The organism is Chenggangzhangella methanolivorans (assembly GCF_042648545.1).
GTDB lineage: Bacteria > Pseudomonadota > Alphaproteobacteria > Rhizobiales > Methylopilaceae > Methylopila > Methylopila methanolivorans.
On sequence record NZ_JBHRXS010000006.1, the window covers coordinates 1,130,971 to 1,146,852 of the forward strand.

The following is a 15,882-nucleotide window of genomic DNA, read 5'->3' on the forward strand; positions in this document are numbered from 1 at the left end:
CCCACCCAGACTGGGCTCGACGGTGATTCGGCCCGGAGCCACCAAGTAGACAGCAAGGAGGTGAACACTCCCCTCCGACGGCCCCTCAGGGCCTTGCGATCTGAACCAGCGTGCCGTTGGGAATGCTGGGGTCATGATGCACGGCGACGATAGCCTCGAGGCCGCGAGCCGTCCGGCGGTGAGCCTCCACCCAGCGCGCCGCGCCGTAGGTCCTTTCGTCTGCTTCGACGGCCGCGCTTTCCAGCAGGGCGTTGGTCTCGGCAAGCAGCCGTTCGGCCGCACCGCACTGGCCCGCATCGCCCTTCTTTACGCAATGCTCGGTGCAGTCAGGGCAACTACCGTGCTTCGTGCAGGGCAGCAGGCTCCAGTCGTGAAGACACAGGCCGATCTCGGTCAGGTGCGCTGTCGCAATCTGGGTCTGCCGGAAGGAGGCGCGATCGCGCGGAGGCAAGCGTTCGTGCGCTTCGGCGAGAGGCCCTCTCATCTCGCCGTTCTCGACCAGCTTGCGAACCTTGCCAGCGAGCTCGGCCCCCGACACGTGGTCATAGGCCGCGTTCTGCCGGACATCCTTGCGGCCGGACCAGCGCGCGATCTCCATCTGGCTCATCCCGCCGGCCTGGGCCAACGTGTTGAGCCAATGCCGCAGCTGATGGCTATTCATCCGGATAGGCGACCCGTCGTCCTCGACCATGCCGAACCGCTCAAAGATCGACGGTGCGCCCTCTTTGCCGGTGATGAACAGACCGATCATGCCGTCGGTAAGGAAGCGCACCGATCCAGGGATCGAGGTGCGTCCGGGATGGGTGAAGTTCTGAGGTATGAGAAATAGATGCTCATCCAGCCGCAAAGGACTATCCGGCGGCACTTGCGGCATTTCGCGCCTAATGACTCTCGATACGTCTCGACGGGTCGCGGACATTCCGACAGCGCTTTGGACGAGCGGCACACTCCACGAACGACACCACTGAAGGCCGCTTGTGCGATGCGTCATCCCTAAAAGAGCGCCGACCGCGCTGCACTCAATGAGACACTCGGGATCACCATCGTCGAGGCCTTCAACTTTCACCCCCCACGGGTGACGAGCGGCGTACGCAGCTGCTTCTCGGGTCGGTTCGGTGATGCGGCGGATGTCCGCGATCGCCCGCCGCGCGACGTCCACGAGGGCTGACGGGATCCACTTCGGCGCTGGCGGCGCGCCCTTCTCCGCCCAATACCGGATGCCGTAGCGGACAACTGGGTCACCCTTGTCGTCGAGCACCGGTTTGCCGTCGCGATAGGCTGCCTCCTCAACCTCGCAGTTGGCTGGGATGCTCAGAAGTTCGTTGATGCGCCAGCCGCCGCAGACCAGCAACTCGATCACGCGAATGCGGAGAATGTCGACGTCTTCGGTGACGAGGTTGGCAAGCCTGGCGAGCGCATTAAGGCTCGCGTCGGTCGGCAGCTTCTCCTCCCGCCGCTCCCGCGCTGCGGCATCCAATCGGCCCTCGGTTCCGTCCGGTCGTTTGATCGGGTTTCGGAATTCGATGCGCGTGCGACCGACACCAAAGCGATCGACCCAGCCTGCGATCTCGACAAGTTTCTTGCCGGTCGAATAAGCCGTCGAAGCACTCTGAGCCTTCTTGGCGGCGATGGCGGCGCGGTAGAACGTATCTGGGTCCAGAGAGCAGGGGTCGAAGCCGATCTCGGCCATTTCCTCATGGAGGAACCGAGCAGCGGCGATCAGCGCGGCATGGTCGTCGAGATGCTTAGCTCCATCGCTTTCTCGGGATCGAACGACTGCCTTCAGGAAGCTCGCGAAGGGTTCGTGCAGGGGGACCCGCCCATCTTCGCCTCGTCCTCCGGCCAGCACCTCGGTAAAATACAGTCGGTTGACCCCGGACCTGCCGCTGCTTGCACGTTTTTGCTTGATCAGCGTCACGGCCCAGATAGGCGCGTCGAAGTCGACTGCGCCGAATGCCGTCAAGGCGCGAGCCTTGGCGATGAAGTTCTCAAGGTTCGTCTGCGCGTCGAGATGTCTGGCAGACGGAAGAACGTGGATATTCATGCCGCGCGCACCTCCGTGATGCGCTGGATCACATCGCCGATAGCGAGGATGGTCGCGTCGTGGATCGCCACCATCCGACCATCCATGCCCGCAGCCTTTTTCCGCTCTCGCTGCGCAAGGAGATCGTCCAGGATCTTGTCGTGAGGCCCATCGATCCAAGGCTGGAACTGACTGCAGGTGTAACAGGCGATCGGAGCGAGCAGGTCACAGAACGAATGCTCTCCGCACGTGCCGAGACCAGCCGGGCGTCCAGAGGCTTTGTCGACCGCCATCACCCTGCTGCTGGGATCGTCTCCACGCTCGGCCTTCCTTTCCGAAGCAACCAGTTTCCCGAGGAAGGCCTGGGCGACCGGTCCAAGTTTCAGGGCCATGGCGCGGTCGAGAGAATCGACGATGTCGCTCTTGATGTCGAAGTAGACCCTGACGTTCTGGAGATCAGTGTGATCCAGTGCCTCGCCAATCTCCTCCATGCTTGCGCCTTCGCGGACAAGGCGGGTCGCGAACGTGTAACGTAAGCGCCGTGTAGTCACGGCCAGCGGAAGTCCCGTTCGGACCGAAACAACGCCCAATCTCCTGACGCCGTCGGAGACTAACTTTGTAAATTCGCTCGGATAAAGGTGGCGTCCATATTCTTGCATGGCACCTGCGGAATGCATCCTGACATTACGGCGCATGAAAATAGGACTGTTTGGACCTGTGACTCGACCATAACCTTCTTCACGAGCGCGATTTTCTGCTATTAAGCTTAGGAGAACATTGCCAATTTCTACCGTCAACTTTCTCGTACGGAATGCGGCACGAGGAACGTCGTGGTTTTTCTTCACACGCGGCACTTTAAGATGGAAAAAGCGGACCCCACTCTCTTCCATGAGCTGAAGATCACATTCCCGAAGTAACGCCATCTGTTTTGGATTACAGCCCAAGGCAATACACAACCAAATTGCCGCTGCATGATCAAGACGAAACGTTTTTCGCCGACGCTCATCGTTCAACGCGTTCAGAAGAGCGGTTATCTCAACATCGACGAGCGGACCCTCTTCAGGATCTAACGACAGTACAGCACGACCTTTCCTATTACCGCCAATCGTTTTCTCATAAAGCTCGAACGCTACTTCAGGTGAGAACGCCGCACTACCGTAATCGGCACAAGAGCGATACCAGTGCCGCACATGATGCAATCGCCAGATGCTATTTTCAAACCGCCCTTCGAGGAAGCCTCGCACTTCATTAAATACGTCGATTGACAACTCATCATTACCGTCTGCGGCGGCAACAAAACTCGGACTATGAGACAAATATAGCAATGTTTCGAATGTTGCATACACCGCATCAGGAGATTTTGACTTAATTCTTCTAGCAAAGTATCTAACAGTATCCGTTAATACCTCGTATGAACATCGCGGAAATCTTTCCCAATTGAGATAAACTTGTTCTCCCGCGCTGTTCAGTACCCACCGCCAACCACTCGCATCGACGTTAAGTCCCGCGCGATCAACGATGATGCCCATCGATGGAAACGAAGCTTGATTTTGTGATAGTATATTAGGCTTCACTAAGATTACTCCGGTGCGCTCTTACGCTGAATACTGGCGACATAAGCTTCGGACATTTTTCTCACGTATTCTTTGTTGTAATGGACCCCTTGATCAGACCCCTTTACCCATCCAAAATGATAATTCCTGGCAAGCGCGGTCTCGGCGTCATTCCAGCCGAGCTCCTTGCTCCCGGCGGAGAAACGGGAGTTCGCGGCGTGACGGTTGGCGTGTGTCGTGAGCTCAGCGGGCAGCCCTGCGACCCTCTTCCGGAGTAACTCATACATGTCGTTGACGGTCCTGAGCCCGAGCGCCTGACCGGCCCGGGACACGAAGACAAACGGGGTACGCCGCGCGTCGGGGTACCGCCGAGCGTCGGTCCGGTGCTCGGTTATCCAAACTCGAAGAGCGTGAGCGAGATGCTTGGTAATCGGGATCGTACGCCCGAGGGTCTTCACCTGCGGCGCGACGCGCCGTCGGTCGTCGGCGTCATCAGGACGTCGGGCAACGGTGACAGATGGATTTTCGCCCTGAAGGTTGAGATCCTGCCCCTTAAGCTTCAGCGCTTCGCCGCGCCTCATGCCTGTCTCGTAGTAAAGCAAGAGCAGCGCAAAATTTCGATGCTGATGCTGGGTCTGAAAAGGGTTTTCATCGCATCCGGGCGCTGCGGCCGCGAGCATCGCTTGAAGCGCACCATCGCCGACAACGACCTTGTCCGACTTGCCGCTTCTCGGAAGTCCGTCGTTCATCATCTTGATGAAGCGATCGAGGCAAAGCCGTGCTTCACCTAGCCGCGGATCTCCGACGCGAATGCGCTGAAGCGCCGTCTTAGCGTGCCAAGCGACATAATCGCGAACGGCGTGACACCGATCGACGAACTGCGCCGCTCCGACGACGCTCTTTGCCCCTTGGCCTTTCGTAGCGCGGGCGCTGACGCGCAGGGCGTCCTTGAGATCTTCGACCTCGTACGAGCTCAGAAGCTCGAACGTTTCGATCCTAGCCTTGAAGTTGAGCGCCCTGCTCTCCGCCCAGTTGAGCGCCGTGCAGACTGCCCTCAAGCGCTGTTCGCTGGTTGCCGCCGCCTGCTCTCGCGGGCGCAAGGAGAGCAGAGCGTAAACGTTGGGCTGCGCTGCCAGCAGCCCCCGGCAGTCAACGACGGCCGGGAAGCGCTCACCATTGCGGAATCGTAGCAGCTTTACACTGAACGGGGCAATTTCATCGGTCATTTCAGAAACTTAGCTGACAGTAGTTTACGAAATTGAACTACCGCCAGATACGACCCTGAAATTCCTCAATCGGCCCCCGACCATGTTCGCTTAAAAGTTAGCGATTAGAATCGGTTATCACATACAGTGGACAAAACCACATGTACCGCATTCTAGAACGGGATGTCGTCGTCCATGGCGTCGCCATAGCCGCCGCGACCGCCGCCGCCTCCACCACCGCCGCCGCCGGCCGGCGCAGGCTGGCGGCGCTCCATCGGGCTCGACCGGCCGAAGCTGTCGCCCCCGCCGCCGCCCTCATAAGCGTCGTCGCCGCCCCCGCCGCCACGGCCCTCGAGCATGGTCAGCTCGCCGCGATAGCGCTGCAGCACGATCTCGGTCGAGTATTTCTCGGCGCCGGAGGCGTCCGTGTATTTCCGGGTCTGGAGCTGGCCTTCGATATAGACCTTGGAGCCCTTGCGCAGATACTGCTCGGCGACCTTGGCGAGGTTTTCGTTGAAGATCACGACCTGGTGCCATTCGGTGCGCTCGCGGCGCTCGCCGGAGCCCTTGTCGCGCCAGGTCTCGGACGTCGCGATCCGGAGATTGACGACCGGCTCGCCCGAATTCAGGCGGCGCACCTCGGGGTCGCGCCCGAGATTGCCCACCAGAATGACCTTGTTCACGCTGCCCGCCATCGTCGTCTCTCCTGCCGTCCTTCGCTAAAGGGCCAAGGCCCGCACCCTAGTGCGCCGCCGCGCGGAAGTCGCCCGCCCTCGGGGCTTGTCCACAAAGCGCCGCCGCGCCGGACGAGCGGGCCGATAAGTTCTTTCTTTGTTCTCTTCTATATCGCGACCCGAAAGTTGTCAAAACCAAGGCGCAGGGCTTTCCTTGGCCCGGCGCCAATGCAAGAAAGGCAGCGGGATCAAGCGTACTGGGGGACTGCCGATGGCTGCCAACGAACCGATCGCGAAACGGCTCACCGAACTTCAGACCAAGCTCGCAGAGCGGGCTGGGTCCATCAAGGATCCGAAGAACGCCGATCGGGCGTTGATGCTCGAAAGCCTGGGCCTTCTCGCCGAAGGCCTCGCCAAGCTCAGCCGCGACGTGCGCGAACTCAAGGCCGCCAAGCCGAAGCCCGGCGGCGCGAAGAAGCCGGCGGCGGCCAAGGCGGACTGATCTCACCGCTCCAGGATGCGGCCCTAGCCCTTGGCGAGCCGCATCCTGAGCTTGCGCAGCGCGACGGCCTTGAGCTGGGTTTCGACCGCGCTCGGTGGGCCGACGACCACCACCTCGACTCCGGTCGCGGCGTCGATCGCCGCGCAGCGCGTCGCGTTTCCGCGGGTGATGAACTCAAACAGCACTTCGCCCGGCGCGACCGCGTCGACGCCGGGCGAATTCGATGGACGACCGAAGGGCCGCCTCGGCGTCACCGCTGCGACGACCCCGTCGCCTGGCTCGCACCGCCGTCGGCCATGGCGAGCTCGCCGGTGCCGTCCTGTCCGTAGATGTCCTCGCGGAACTGCACGGTGCCGTCGGCCGCGCCCCAGCCCGAGACATAGCGCCAGTAGACCGGCACCGGCGGCGTCACCTGGATGTCGGTGCGGTTGCCGGTCTTGATCGCGGCGTCGAGCGCGCGACGGTCCCAATTGCCCGAGGGTTTCAGGAGCCAGGTGCACAGCTCCTTGACGTTCTGAATGCGCATGCAGCCCGAGGAGTGGAACCGGGCGTTGTCGCCGAACAGGTTCTTGGACGGCGTGTCGTGCATGTAGACGCCGTGCTGGTTCTGCATGTTGATGCGCACGGTTCCCATCGAGTTGTCCTCGCCGGGATCCTGCTTGTACATGTAGCGGGTGGCCTCGTCGGTCTGCCAGTTGACCTGCTCGGGCGAGATCTCGACGCCGCTGCGGTCGATGATCCGGATGTTCTTCTTGGTGAGGTACTGGGGATCCTTCTGCATCTGCGGAATGAGATCTTTCCGCACGATCGAGGCCGGCACCGTCCAGAACGGGTTCAGGTTCACCTGCAGGATCTTGGCGTCGAGCACCGGCGAGGCGCGGTCGACCTTGCCGACGACGGCGGTGTAGCGGGCCGCCACCATGCCGTTCTCAACCGCCTCGACCTCGGCCGCCGGAATGTTGGCCATCACGTAGCGCTCGCCGAGATTGCCGTTCGCCATGGTGCGGATGCGCACGAGGTTGATCTCGAGCTGCCGCAGGCGCGTCGCGGCCGGAATGTTGAGCGACTGCAGCGTGTCGTCGCCGACGACGCCGACCGGAATGAGGCCGTGGCGGGCCTGGAAGCGGCGCACCGCGCCCTCGACGTAGGAATCGAAGGTCGGCGACATTCCGAGGTTCGGGGACAGGTCGCCCGTGACCATCAGGCGCCGCCGCAGCGCCGTGACGCGCTCGCCGGTGGAGCCGAGCTTGAGCCGATTGCCGTTCGGCACCGTGTCCCAGCCACCGTTCGAGACCAGCTCGCGATAGCTCGCGATCGCCTGTTCGGTGGCCTGCGCGGTCTCGGGGCTGAGCGTCGGCACGCGCGAGGAGGAGGTCCGGGTCGCGACGCCGCCGGCCGCGTCGTAGCGGTCCTTCCACTCGGCCTGCGAGCTGAAGAGGTTCATTTCCTGAGCCGCAGCCGAACCGGCGAAAGCGCCCGCCGCGGCGGCGCCGAGACCGAGCTTCAGCGCGCCGCGGCGGGTGGCGGCGGAAAAATCAGAGGGGCGATCCGTCACGGCGTCTACGAGCTCCTGCGATCCGGACATGCGGGCACGGGCTCCTCGCCCGCTCTCCGCGCGAAGCCGCAAGGTGCCTCAGCCATGGTTAACGAACCCCGACCCCGGCGGCCAAGCGGCCTGAAAGGAAGCCGTCGCGACCGCGACCCTTTGACCGCGCAAAACGCCTGACGGCCGAAGGACTTCCCGAGCGTTTCCGAATGCCGCGCCTTTGAGGCGGAACGATGTCGGACGACGGGCGAGGCGCCGCGCGCGCTGGATCGTGAAGCGCTCGCGACCGCCGCTCCGCGCGCCGACGCGCCCGCCTCGCGTCGGGCGGCCAAACGCCGATGCACGGACCCGTGATCAATTGAAAATATGAACTCGCGAAAACATCAGAACTATCCGTCAATTTTGGAGATTTTCATACCGGACAACCATGTGTTGTGGGCGCGCGTCATTCATGTATTGATGATCATGTTTATTTGGTATTGGAGGTATCCAGTGGACATCCGTTACGCCAGATACGCACTTTTGTTCGCTCTTGCAGCAACTCTGATGGGTTTCAGCTACGCTAATGCAGCTGAACCCGTGGCCGCGACGCCGACGCCGGGCGACTGGCAGCAGTTCAAGCAGGGGCCGGCTCGCACGAGCCTCAATCTTGACGAAGCCGTCGTCGGCGTGGGCGACGCCAAGAAGTTGAAGCAGAAGTGGAAGGCCTCGCTTCCGGCCGGCGTCTATACGCAGCCGGCGGTCGTCAAGGGCGTCGTCTACGTCGCCACAAGCGATTCCGCGCTTCGGACCTTCAAGGCGAGCAATGGCCAGCCGGGTTGGTTCAGGCAGCCCGGCTGCAAGATCACCACCTCCCCCGCGGTCGTCGACGGCGTCGTGTATTTCGGCTGCCAGAACAACTTCGTCTATGCGCTGAACGCCAAGACCGGCGCGCAGATCTGGGCTTCGCCGACCGGGGGCATCGTCGACCGCTCGTCGCCGCTGGTCGTCGACGGGAGCGTGATCATCGGGTCGCTCGACCAGAGCCTTTATTCGTTCAACGCCAAGACCGGAAAGAAGCTGTGGAGCCCCAAGACCGGCGGCGGCCTCTACTCGTCGCCGGCCTTCGACGGCGGGCTGGTCTTCGTCGGCTCGGGGGACGGCTCGACCTATGCGTTCGACGCCAGGACCGGCAAGAAGAAACGGTCGAAATCGACCACCAACTCGATCTTCTCGTCGCCGGCCGTCTCCGCCGGCCTCGTGTACATCGGCTCGACCGACGCGACGATCAACGCCTACAAGACCGCCAACGGCGCCCCCGGGTTCAACCTCAACATCGGCTGCACCATCAACTCCTCGCCGGCGGTGGCGAGCGGCATGGTGATCTTCGGCTGCGACGACCGGCAGGTTTACGCGCTCGACGCCAAGACCGGCGTCACCAAATGGACGTTCCTGACCGGCGGAATCGTCCGCAGTTCGCCGAGCGTCGCCAACGGCGTGGTCTATGTCGACTCGCAGGACGCGAAGGTCTACGGGCTTGAGCTTGCGACCGGAAAGCAGCTGTTCTCGTTTGCGACCGGCAGCATCGTCGACTCCTCGCCGGTGATGTCGAACGGCGTCCTGTACTTCGGATCCGCCGACTCCTCGCTTTACGCCTTCAAGACGAAGTAGCCGCAACGCAAGACGCGCCGCGGGCTTGCCCGCGGCGCGTCTTTGTCGTCGACAGATCTGAAAGGCGCGTCGATCAGAGGCGGAAGCGGATCTGATCGGTCCAGAAGCGCTCGAGGCGGACGAGCGCGACGTTCAGCGTCTTGAAGTCGTCGGCGTTGATGCCGCCGACCTGCTCGATCGTGCGAACGTGCTTGGCGTAGAGGCTCTCGACGATGTCGTGGATCTCGCGGCCCTGCTCGGTCAGGCTGATGCGCACCGAGCGGCGGTCCATCCGCGAGCGCTGGTGGCTGAGATAACCCATCTCGACCAGCTTCTTGAGGTTGTAGCTGACGTTCGAGCCCAGATAGTAGCCGCGGGTGCGCAGCTCCCCGGCGGTGAGCTCGGCGTCGCCGATGTTGTAGAGCAGCAGAGCCTGCACCGAGTTGATGTCCGAGCGACCGCGACGGTCGAACTCGTCCTTGATCACGTCGAGCAGGCGACGGTGAAGACGCTCCACGAGGGTGAGCGCCTCGAGGTAGAGCGGACGAACGGCCGGCTGGGCGGCGTCGACGGCGGGAGCGGTCTCCATTCGGCGAGCGGTGTTCTTCATGACTGACGCCTTCCTGTCTGTCGATATACTTGAGACGTCGTTTTGTTTCGCGTCTCTGTTGGTACCGAAGATAGGCCGCGCTTCTGAAAATGCGCTTAAATGGCGTGATGAAAATTGTATTTATCCAGCAGACTAAACAGACTCTTGCCGCCCAAGGTCTTCAGAGAGTTGCTGCGACAGACGTAAATCGATCTTCATTTTTCATTCAAATTGCAGAAACCATCGCCGGCGGAACTCGCGAAGGAAATGTGGTCCGCCGATCAGCTCAGCGGCCTTCGCGCCGCGCCATCATCGACAGCGCCACATAGGTCGCCATGGCGGCGAACACGAGCCCCGCCGCAGCCCATCCGCCAAAGGCCTCGACGCCAAGCGCAACCGCAAGGATCTGGCCGAGCGCCGCGATGAGCCAGATGGCGACGCCCCAGGCCGCCCCGACCCACAGCCCGACGCCCGCGACCGGATCGGCGACGGCGAAGAACACGGTGGCGAACATCCAGCCGGGCGCGACGGAGCCGAGCGGCTCGGCCGCGCCGCCGGAGCCGATCAGCAGCGCCCAGTGAACGAGGCCCTTGGCGATCTCGGCCGCCGACAGGACCCGCAGGAACACCTCGAGCCGCCAGCGCCACGGGCGCGTTCCCCTGTCCGCCGACAGGCGCTGGTCGCGCGCCGAAATCGGCGGCGGATCGCTCCGGTCGTCCTCGGCCGACATCGCGTCTCCCGGGTCGCCGGCGGAGGGGGCGCCGGCTTCAGGCGGCGCACTGTTGTCCGACTCCCCCTCTCCACGCAAACCCGCCCTGCTTTGTGCCATGGCCTCGCGCGGTGCTATGGCTCTCGCCAATCCAAAGACGGTCCGGAGGCCGCCGCATGCACGAGACGATCGGAACGACCGGCCGGACCCGGGACGGCGCGCTCGATCTGCCGCGCCGCCCGCGGCGCAATCGCCGGGCCGACTGGACGCGCCGCCTCGTGCGCGAAACGACGCTGAGCGTCGACGACCTGATCTGGCCGATCTTCGTCATCGACGGCGCGAAGCGCCGCGAGCCGGTGGCCTCGCTGCCGGGCGTCGAGCGCATGAGCGTCGACGAGGCGGCCCGCGCGGTGGCTGACGCCGCGGCGCTCGGCATTCCGGCTGTCGCGCTCTTTCCCTTCACCGACCCTGCGGCGCGCGATCCCGAAGGATCGGAAGCCCTCAACCCGCAGAACCTCGTCTGCCAGGCGTTGAGGCTCATCAAGCGCGAGGTTCCCGAGATCGGGCTCATCACCGACGTCGCGCTCGATCCCTACACCAGCCACGGCCATGACGGGCTGATGGAGGGCGAGCGCATCCTGAACGACGCGACGGTCGAAACGCTCGTCCGGCAGGCTCTGGTGCAGGCCGAGGCCGGCGCCGACGTGATTGCGCCCTCCGACATGATGGACGGGCGCGTCGGCGCGATCCGGGCGGGGCTGGACGAGGCGGGCTTCGCCGACGTCCAGATCATGTCCTATGCGGCGAAATACGCCTCGGCATTCTACGGGCCGTTCCGCGACGCCATCGGCACCAAAAAGGCGCTGGTCGGCGACAAGAAGACCTATCAGATGGACCCGGGCAACGGCGACGAGGCGGAGCTCGAGGCGGAGCTCGACATCGCCGAGGGCGCGGACATGCTGATGGTGAAGCCAGGCATGCCCTATCTCGACGTCGTCCGTCGCCTGAAGGACAGGTTCCGCATGCCGACCTTCGCGTATCAGGTGTCGGGCGAGTACGCGATGATCCAGGCGGCCGCGCAAAACGGTTGGCTCGACGGCGACGCCGCCATGATGGAGAGCCTGCAGGCCTTCAAGCGCGCGGGCGCGGACGGGGTGCTGACCTATTTCGCCGTCGAGGCCGCACGGAAGCTGAGGGCCGGATAGGCCGATCGCCCGGCGCTCGAACCTTCGCGCGTCATCCCGGCCGCAGAGCCGGGATCCAGATCCGAAAGCGGGGCAGGAAACATCGAGACGACGGCGTTTCTGGATCCCGGCTCTGCGGCCGGGATGACGGCCGCGGTTCCGGCGTGTCAGCCGGTCGTTTTGGGCGTCACGTCATAGTGGAGGCGAACCACCTCGCCTTTCGCCTCGCAGCTCCTGAGCTTGAGCCCGACCGTGTCCGCGAGGCTGTGCGCGCCGGACTCGAACACCGTACGCTCGCCCGACAGTCCGACGATCGACGGCCAGATCAGCAGAACGACGTCGTCGACCACGCCGGCTTTGAGAAACTCGCCGTTCACGCCGCCGCCGCCCTCGAGCAGCAGTCGCTTCACGCCGAGTTCGCGCGCGAGCAGCTCGAGCGTCGCGCGGAGGTCGATCTCTGGGCCCTCAGCGACCACATAGGAGGCGCCGTCGGCCTTGAGCTCTGCGAGATGCGCATCCTCGACGCCGCCGGCGAGCAGGACCACCACGTGGTCGCCGCCGATGTCGGCTTTCTCGAAATGCAGCTTTCCGCGCGGGTCGACGATGATCCCGTAGGCGGCCGCGTCGCGCCGGGCGAAGTGAAACGGCCGCGGCGGGGCCTCGAAGTTCGCCGGCGGATGCGCGAGCGCCTTGGACATTTCCGCGCCCGTCACGCGGCCGATGATCCAGCCGTCGCCGCCGAGCTCGTCATGGGCGTCTTCGAACGCCTTGCCGCGGGCGGCGATCTCGTCTTTCGCGCCTTCGCCCGACCGGCCCGAGCCGAGCCGGCCGTCGAGCGAGGAGAGCATCAGGCAGGTGACATGCGGCTTCATGGAAACAGCTCCGGCGGACTGGACGCGCCGAGTTAGCGCGCCGAACGGCGACCGCCAGTCGGAGAAGCTCCGTGACGAGACTCGGGCGCGCGTGCTACCCCGCGGACCATGTCGCGCCTCTATGTCATCCTCGACGTCTTCACCGACCGGCCGCTCGCCGGAAACCCGCTCGCCGTCGTGCTCGACGCCTCCGGGCTCGACTCCGAGGGGATGCTGGCGATCGCCCGCGAGTTCAACCTGTCCGAGACCGTCTTCCTGCTCCCGGCGGAGGACGAGGCGCGCAAGGCGCGGCTTCGGATCTTCACGCCCCAGACGGAGTTGCCTTTCGCCGGACATCCGACGGTCGGAACGGCGGTGCTGCTCGGGCTGATGGACGCGGTCGCGGGCAAGGGGCGCGCGGCCCGGTTCGAGATCGAGGAGCAGGTCGGCGTCATCGCCTGCGACGTCGAGGCGACCGGCAAGCGGTCCGGCCGCGCGACGTTCCGGCTCACGAAGCTGCCGGCGCCGGTGGCGCCGCCGCCGTCTCCCGCCGCCGTCGCGGCGGCGCTCGGGCTGGACGAGACCGACATCGGCTTCGACGCCCATGTCCCGTCCCGCTTCGACGCTGGCAACGCCTTCACGCTAATCCCGGTGAAGAGCCTCGCAGCGCTCGGCCGCGCCCGGCCGCAGCCCGGCGCATGGGCGGCGGGCGTCGCCGACCGCGGCGCCTATCTCTACACGCGCGAGACAGGTGATCCCGCCCTCGCCTTCCGGGCCCGCATGCTGCGCGCGGACGCTTCGGAAGATCCGGCCACCGGATCGGCCGCGGCTTCCTTCGCGGGCGCGCTGACGGCCTTCGAGGCCCCTGCGGAGGGAACCCACGCGTTCAGGATCGGCCAGGGCTTCGAGATGAAGCGGCCGAGCGTCATCGAACTCGGGCTCGAGATCTCAAACGGCACGCTCGCCGGGGCGACGATCGGCGGCGCGGCCGTGGTCGCGGCTGAAGGCACGCTTTTCTAGAGGTCCGACGCGCCAGCGGAACAAAAGCCTTGTCCGACTTAAGTCGGCCGGGCCACTCTGGGCCGTGAGCGGCCCCCGCCTCGCCTCCCCCCTCGGGCCGCCGACGCGACCTTCAGGAGAAGAGGACCGATGACCCGACCCAAGACCGCGTTCCCCTCGCGCCGTCCCGCCGCCATGCTGGTCGGCGCGCTCGCCGTCGCCCTTGCGGCCGCCTCGCCCGCCTTGGCGCAGGAAGCCTCGCCGCAGGCCTCGCAGACGCAAGCCGCCAAGAAGCCCAACATCGTCATCATCGGCACCGGCGGCACGATCGCGGGCGCGGGCGCGTCGAGCGTCAACACAGGCGACTATGACAGCGCCAAGGTCGCGGTGGAGAAGATCATCGCGGCGGTTCCCGAGATGAAGGAGGTCGCCAACGTCAAGGGCGAGCAGATCTTCCAGATCGGCTCGGAGAGCTACAACGACGAGCGCATGCTCAAGCTCGCCAAGCGCATCTCCGAGCTCGTGAAGCAGCCCGACGTCGACGCCGTGATGGTGACGCACGGCACCGACACCATCGAGGAGACCTCGTATCTCCTCAACCTCACGCTCAAGACCGACAAGCCCGTGGTGATCATCGGCGCCATGCGCCCCGGCACCGCGCTTTCGGCCGACGGCCCGCTCAACCTCTACAACGCCGCGGTGGTGGCGGCCTCGCCGGAGTCCAAGGGCAAGGGCGTGCTGGTCGTGATGAACGACGAGATCCATTCGGCGCGCGACGTCACCAAGTCGAACGCGCTGAAGGTCGAGACCTTCAAGTCGCTCTACGGCCCGCTCGGCGTCGTGGTGGAGTCGAAGCCCTACTACTACCGCCTGCCCGCGCGCCCGCACACCACCGCGACCGAGTTCGACATCGACCAGATCACGGCGCTGCCTAAGGTCGACGTGTTCTACGCCCACACCTCGATGGACCCGACGATCCTGAAGGCCATCACCTCGAACGGCTCGAAGGCGCTGATCTATGGCGGCACCGGCAACGGCTCGGTCGCCGACTACATGGAGGAGCCGCTGAAGGAGGTGCGCAAGTCAGGCGTCATCGTCGTGCGCGCGACCCGGACGGGCTCGGGCCAAGTGGTGCGCAACGGCGAGGAGAAGGACGACGAGAACGACTGGATCGTCACCGCCGACCAGTCTCCCCAGAAGGCCCGTCTCCTGACGTCGCTGGCTCTGACCAAGACCCAGGACACCAAGGAGATCGAGAAGATCCTCTACAAGTACTGAGGGCTCCGGCGGCCGCCCGGCGACCTGCCGGGTCGGGCGGCCGCCGTCTTTCGCGAAGGCCCTGCGCGCGGCTAGGAGCAGAAATAGCTCGCCTGCGTGAACGCCGTCGCCCCGCCCCAGTTGAGCGTGTTCTTCAGGCTGACGCCGAACCGCACCGCGGTCCCGGCCGGCACCGAAACTGCCGAAGAGCGCGTCACGGAAGGCTGCCGGCCCGCGATCCCGTTGCTGACATAGGTCTGGTCCTCGCGCCGGTCGTCATCGCTGCCGAGCCCGCGGTTGAACGCGATCTTGACGAACATCGAGGCGTCGCCGGCGGGCGGCGGCGACGGGTCGGACAGCTGGACCGTCGCGATCACGAGGCACCTCATATCCCGCTCCGCCGTGAAGCTCGGCGTCGTCATAAGGACTTGGCTGACGGTCGGCCCGAACGCCCCGACGCTGTGCGTGGTCACCGTCTGGGTTCCGCCCGTCACCCCGCCGGGACCGGCGGGCCCCTGCGGCCCCGCAGGTCCTTGCTCACCAACCGGTCCCTGCTCCCCGACAGGACCCTGAACGCCGGCTGGCCCCTGGGCGCCCGCCTCGCCCTGCGGTCCGGTCGGGCCTTGGGGGCCGGAGGGTCCCGCTGGTCCCTCAGGCCCTTGCGGACCCGCAGCGCCTCTGGGACCTGTCGGGCCACGGTCGCCGTCGGCGCCCTTCGACGCCATCAGGCTCCAGTTGGTTTCGTCCGGCGGGCGCACGCCCTGGCTCTTGCGCCGCGCGATGAAGGACGACCCCTTGAACTGGACGGCGTCGTTGACCGCATAGGTTTTCTTGGCGCTCCATGATCCGCGCCAGCGGATCCCGGTGGCCTCGAGCTGGGCCGCGACCTCGTTCGGCGCGCAGCCGGCGTCCGCGTCGTCCGGGATGCGGACGCTCGCGCGGTCGGGCGAATAACACGCGGTCGTCGCGGCCGCCGACGTCGACGCGAGGCCGGCCAGGCAGACCGCGGCCGCCGCCGTCGTCCAACGGGGCGAAACCCGTTCGTGTATCCACCGCGACATGAGCTCCCCCGAGCAAATGCGCCCTCCGCCGGGCGTCTTCGCTCGTTATATTTGACTGCGAAGACCCGTCCACGCACATCGCCGTATTCCGATGACGTCT

At 65.0% G+C, this 15,882-nt stretch carries 15 protein-coding genes; 5 read left to right on the forward strand and 10 right to left on the reverse strand.

The window, feature by feature from the left end:
* Positions 1-85 precede the first annotated feature (85 nt).
* The 4 genes from ACFOWB_RS16850 to ssb form a co-directional block, all read right to left on the reverse strand.
* Positions 86-2,044 (reverse strand): hypothetical protein, encoded by a 1,959-nt coding sequence (locus ACFOWB_RS16850; protein ID WP_378148423.1) that lies wholly within the window; start codon positions 2,042-2,044, stop codon positions 86-88.
* Entirely contained in the window at positions 2,041-3,552 is a 1,512-nt protein-coding gene (locus ACFOWB_RS16855; RefSeq protein ID WP_261403304.1) for a site-specific integrase, read from the reverse strand. Before ACFOWB_RS16855 ends, ACFOWB_RS16850 begins: the two co-directional genes overlap by 4 nt.
* A gap of 50 nt (positions 3,553-3,602) precedes the next feature.
* The gene (locus tag ACFOWB_RS16860) at positions 3,603-4,802 is read right to left on the reverse strand and encodes a tyrosine-type recombinase/integrase (RefSeq protein WP_261403305.1); all 1,200 of its coding nucleotides are present in this window, start codon (positions 4,800-4,802) and stop codon (positions 3,603-3,605) included.
* A gap of 152 nt (positions 4,803-4,954) precedes the next feature.
* Positions 4,955-5,476, reverse strand: a complete 522-nt coding sequence (gene ssb / locus ACFOWB_RS16865; protein WP_378148426.1) for a single-stranded DNA-binding protein — start codon at positions 5,474-5,476, stop codon at positions 4,955-4,957.
* A gap of 250 nt (positions 5,477-5,726) precedes the next feature.
* On the opposite strand from ssb, the gene ACFOWB_RS16870 reads away from it, so the two are divergent.
* A complete protein-coding gene (locus tag ACFOWB_RS16870; protein WP_261403306.1) occupies positions 5,727-5,957 on the forward strand; it encodes a hypothetical protein in 231 nt (76 codons plus the stop codon).
* 23 nt (positions 5,958-5,980) lie between these two features.
* On the opposite strand, the gene ACFOWB_RS16875 is transcribed toward ACFOWB_RS16870, so the two are convergent.
* Both ACFOWB_RS16875 and ACFOWB_RS16880 read right to left on the reverse strand, forming a co-directional pair.
* Complete coding sequence (locus tag ACFOWB_RS16875; RefSeq protein WP_261403307.1) at positions 5,981-6,211, reverse strand: DUF6898 family protein; 231 nt, start codon at positions 6,209-6,211, stop codon at positions 5,981-5,983.
* Entirely contained in the window at positions 6,208-7,542 is a 1,335-nt protein-coding gene (locus ACFOWB_RS16880; protein ID WP_378148429.1) for a L,D-transpeptidase family protein, read from the reverse strand. The genes ACFOWB_RS16875 and ACFOWB_RS16880 overlap by 4 nt, the downstream gene beginning before the upstream one ends.
* 540 nt (positions 7,543-8,082) lie before the next feature.
* On the opposite strand from ACFOWB_RS16880, the gene ACFOWB_RS16885 reads away from it, so the two are divergent.
* Positions 8,083-9,153, forward strand: coding sequence for an outer membrane protein assembly factor BamB family protein (locus ACFOWB_RS16885; RefSeq protein ID WP_261403309.1), 1,071 nt, complete (start codon positions 8,083-8,085; stop codon positions 9,151-9,153).
* Positions 9,154-9,226: 73 nt separating this feature from the next.
* Here the strand turns inward: ACFOWB_RS16885 and ldtR are convergent, their stop codons facing one another.
* Both ldtR and ACFOWB_RS16895 read right to left on the reverse strand, forming a co-directional pair.
* Positions 9,227-9,742 (reverse strand): transcriptional regulator LdtR, encoded by a 516-nt coding sequence (gene ldtR, locus ACFOWB_RS16890; protein WP_261403310.1) that lies wholly within the window; start codon positions 9,740-9,742, stop codon positions 9,227-9,229.
* Positions 9,743-10,007: 265 nt separating this feature from the next.
* Positions 10,008-10,451, reverse strand: a complete 444-nt coding sequence (locus ACFOWB_RS16895; RefSeq protein WP_261403311.1) for a DUF6163 family protein — start codon at positions 10,449-10,451, stop codon at positions 10,008-10,010.
* Between the two features lie 155 nt (positions 10,452-10,606).
* Here ACFOWB_RS16895 and hemB point away from each other — a divergent pair, with 155 nt between their 5' ends.
* A complete protein-coding gene (gene hemB, locus ACFOWB_RS16900) occupies positions 10,607-11,635 on the forward strand; it encodes a porphobilinogen synthase (RefSeq protein WP_261403312.1) in 1,029 nt (342 codons plus the stop codon).
* A 146-nt stretch (positions 11,636-11,781) separates the two neighbouring features.
* Here the strand turns inward: hemB and ACFOWB_RS16905 are convergent, their stop codons facing one another.
* The gene (locus ACFOWB_RS16905; RefSeq protein ID WP_261403313.1) at positions 11,782-12,486 is read right to left on the reverse strand and encodes a RibD family protein; all 705 of its coding nucleotides are present in this window, start codon (positions 12,484-12,486) and stop codon (positions 11,782-11,784) included.
* Between the two features lie 108 nt (positions 12,487-12,594).
* Between ACFOWB_RS16905 and ACFOWB_RS16910 the strand changes: the two genes are divergently transcribed.
* Positions 12,595-13,485 carry a PhzF family phenazine biosynthesis protein gene (locus tag ACFOWB_RS16910; protein ID WP_378148432.1) on the forward strand — a complete coding sequence of 297 codons (891 nt, stop codon included), beginning with the start codon at positions 12,595-12,597 and terminating at the stop codon, positions 13,483-13,485.
* A gap of 129 nt (positions 13,486-13,614) precedes the next feature.
* Positions 13,615-14,742: an asparaginase gene (locus ACFOWB_RS16915; RefSeq protein WP_261403314.1), complete on the forward strand. Its 1,128-nt coding sequence runs from the start codon at positions 13,615-13,617 to the stop codon at positions 14,740-14,742.
* Positions 14,743-14,813: 71 nt separating this feature from the next.
* On the opposite strand, the gene ACFOWB_RS16920 is transcribed toward ACFOWB_RS16915, so the two are convergent.
* The gene (locus ACFOWB_RS16920) at positions 14,814-15,782 is read right to left on the reverse strand and encodes a collagen-like protein (RefSeq protein ID WP_261403315.1); all 969 of its coding nucleotides are present in this window, start codon (positions 15,780-15,782) and stop codon (positions 14,814-14,816) included.
* Positions 15,783-15,882 lie beyond the last annotated feature (100 nt).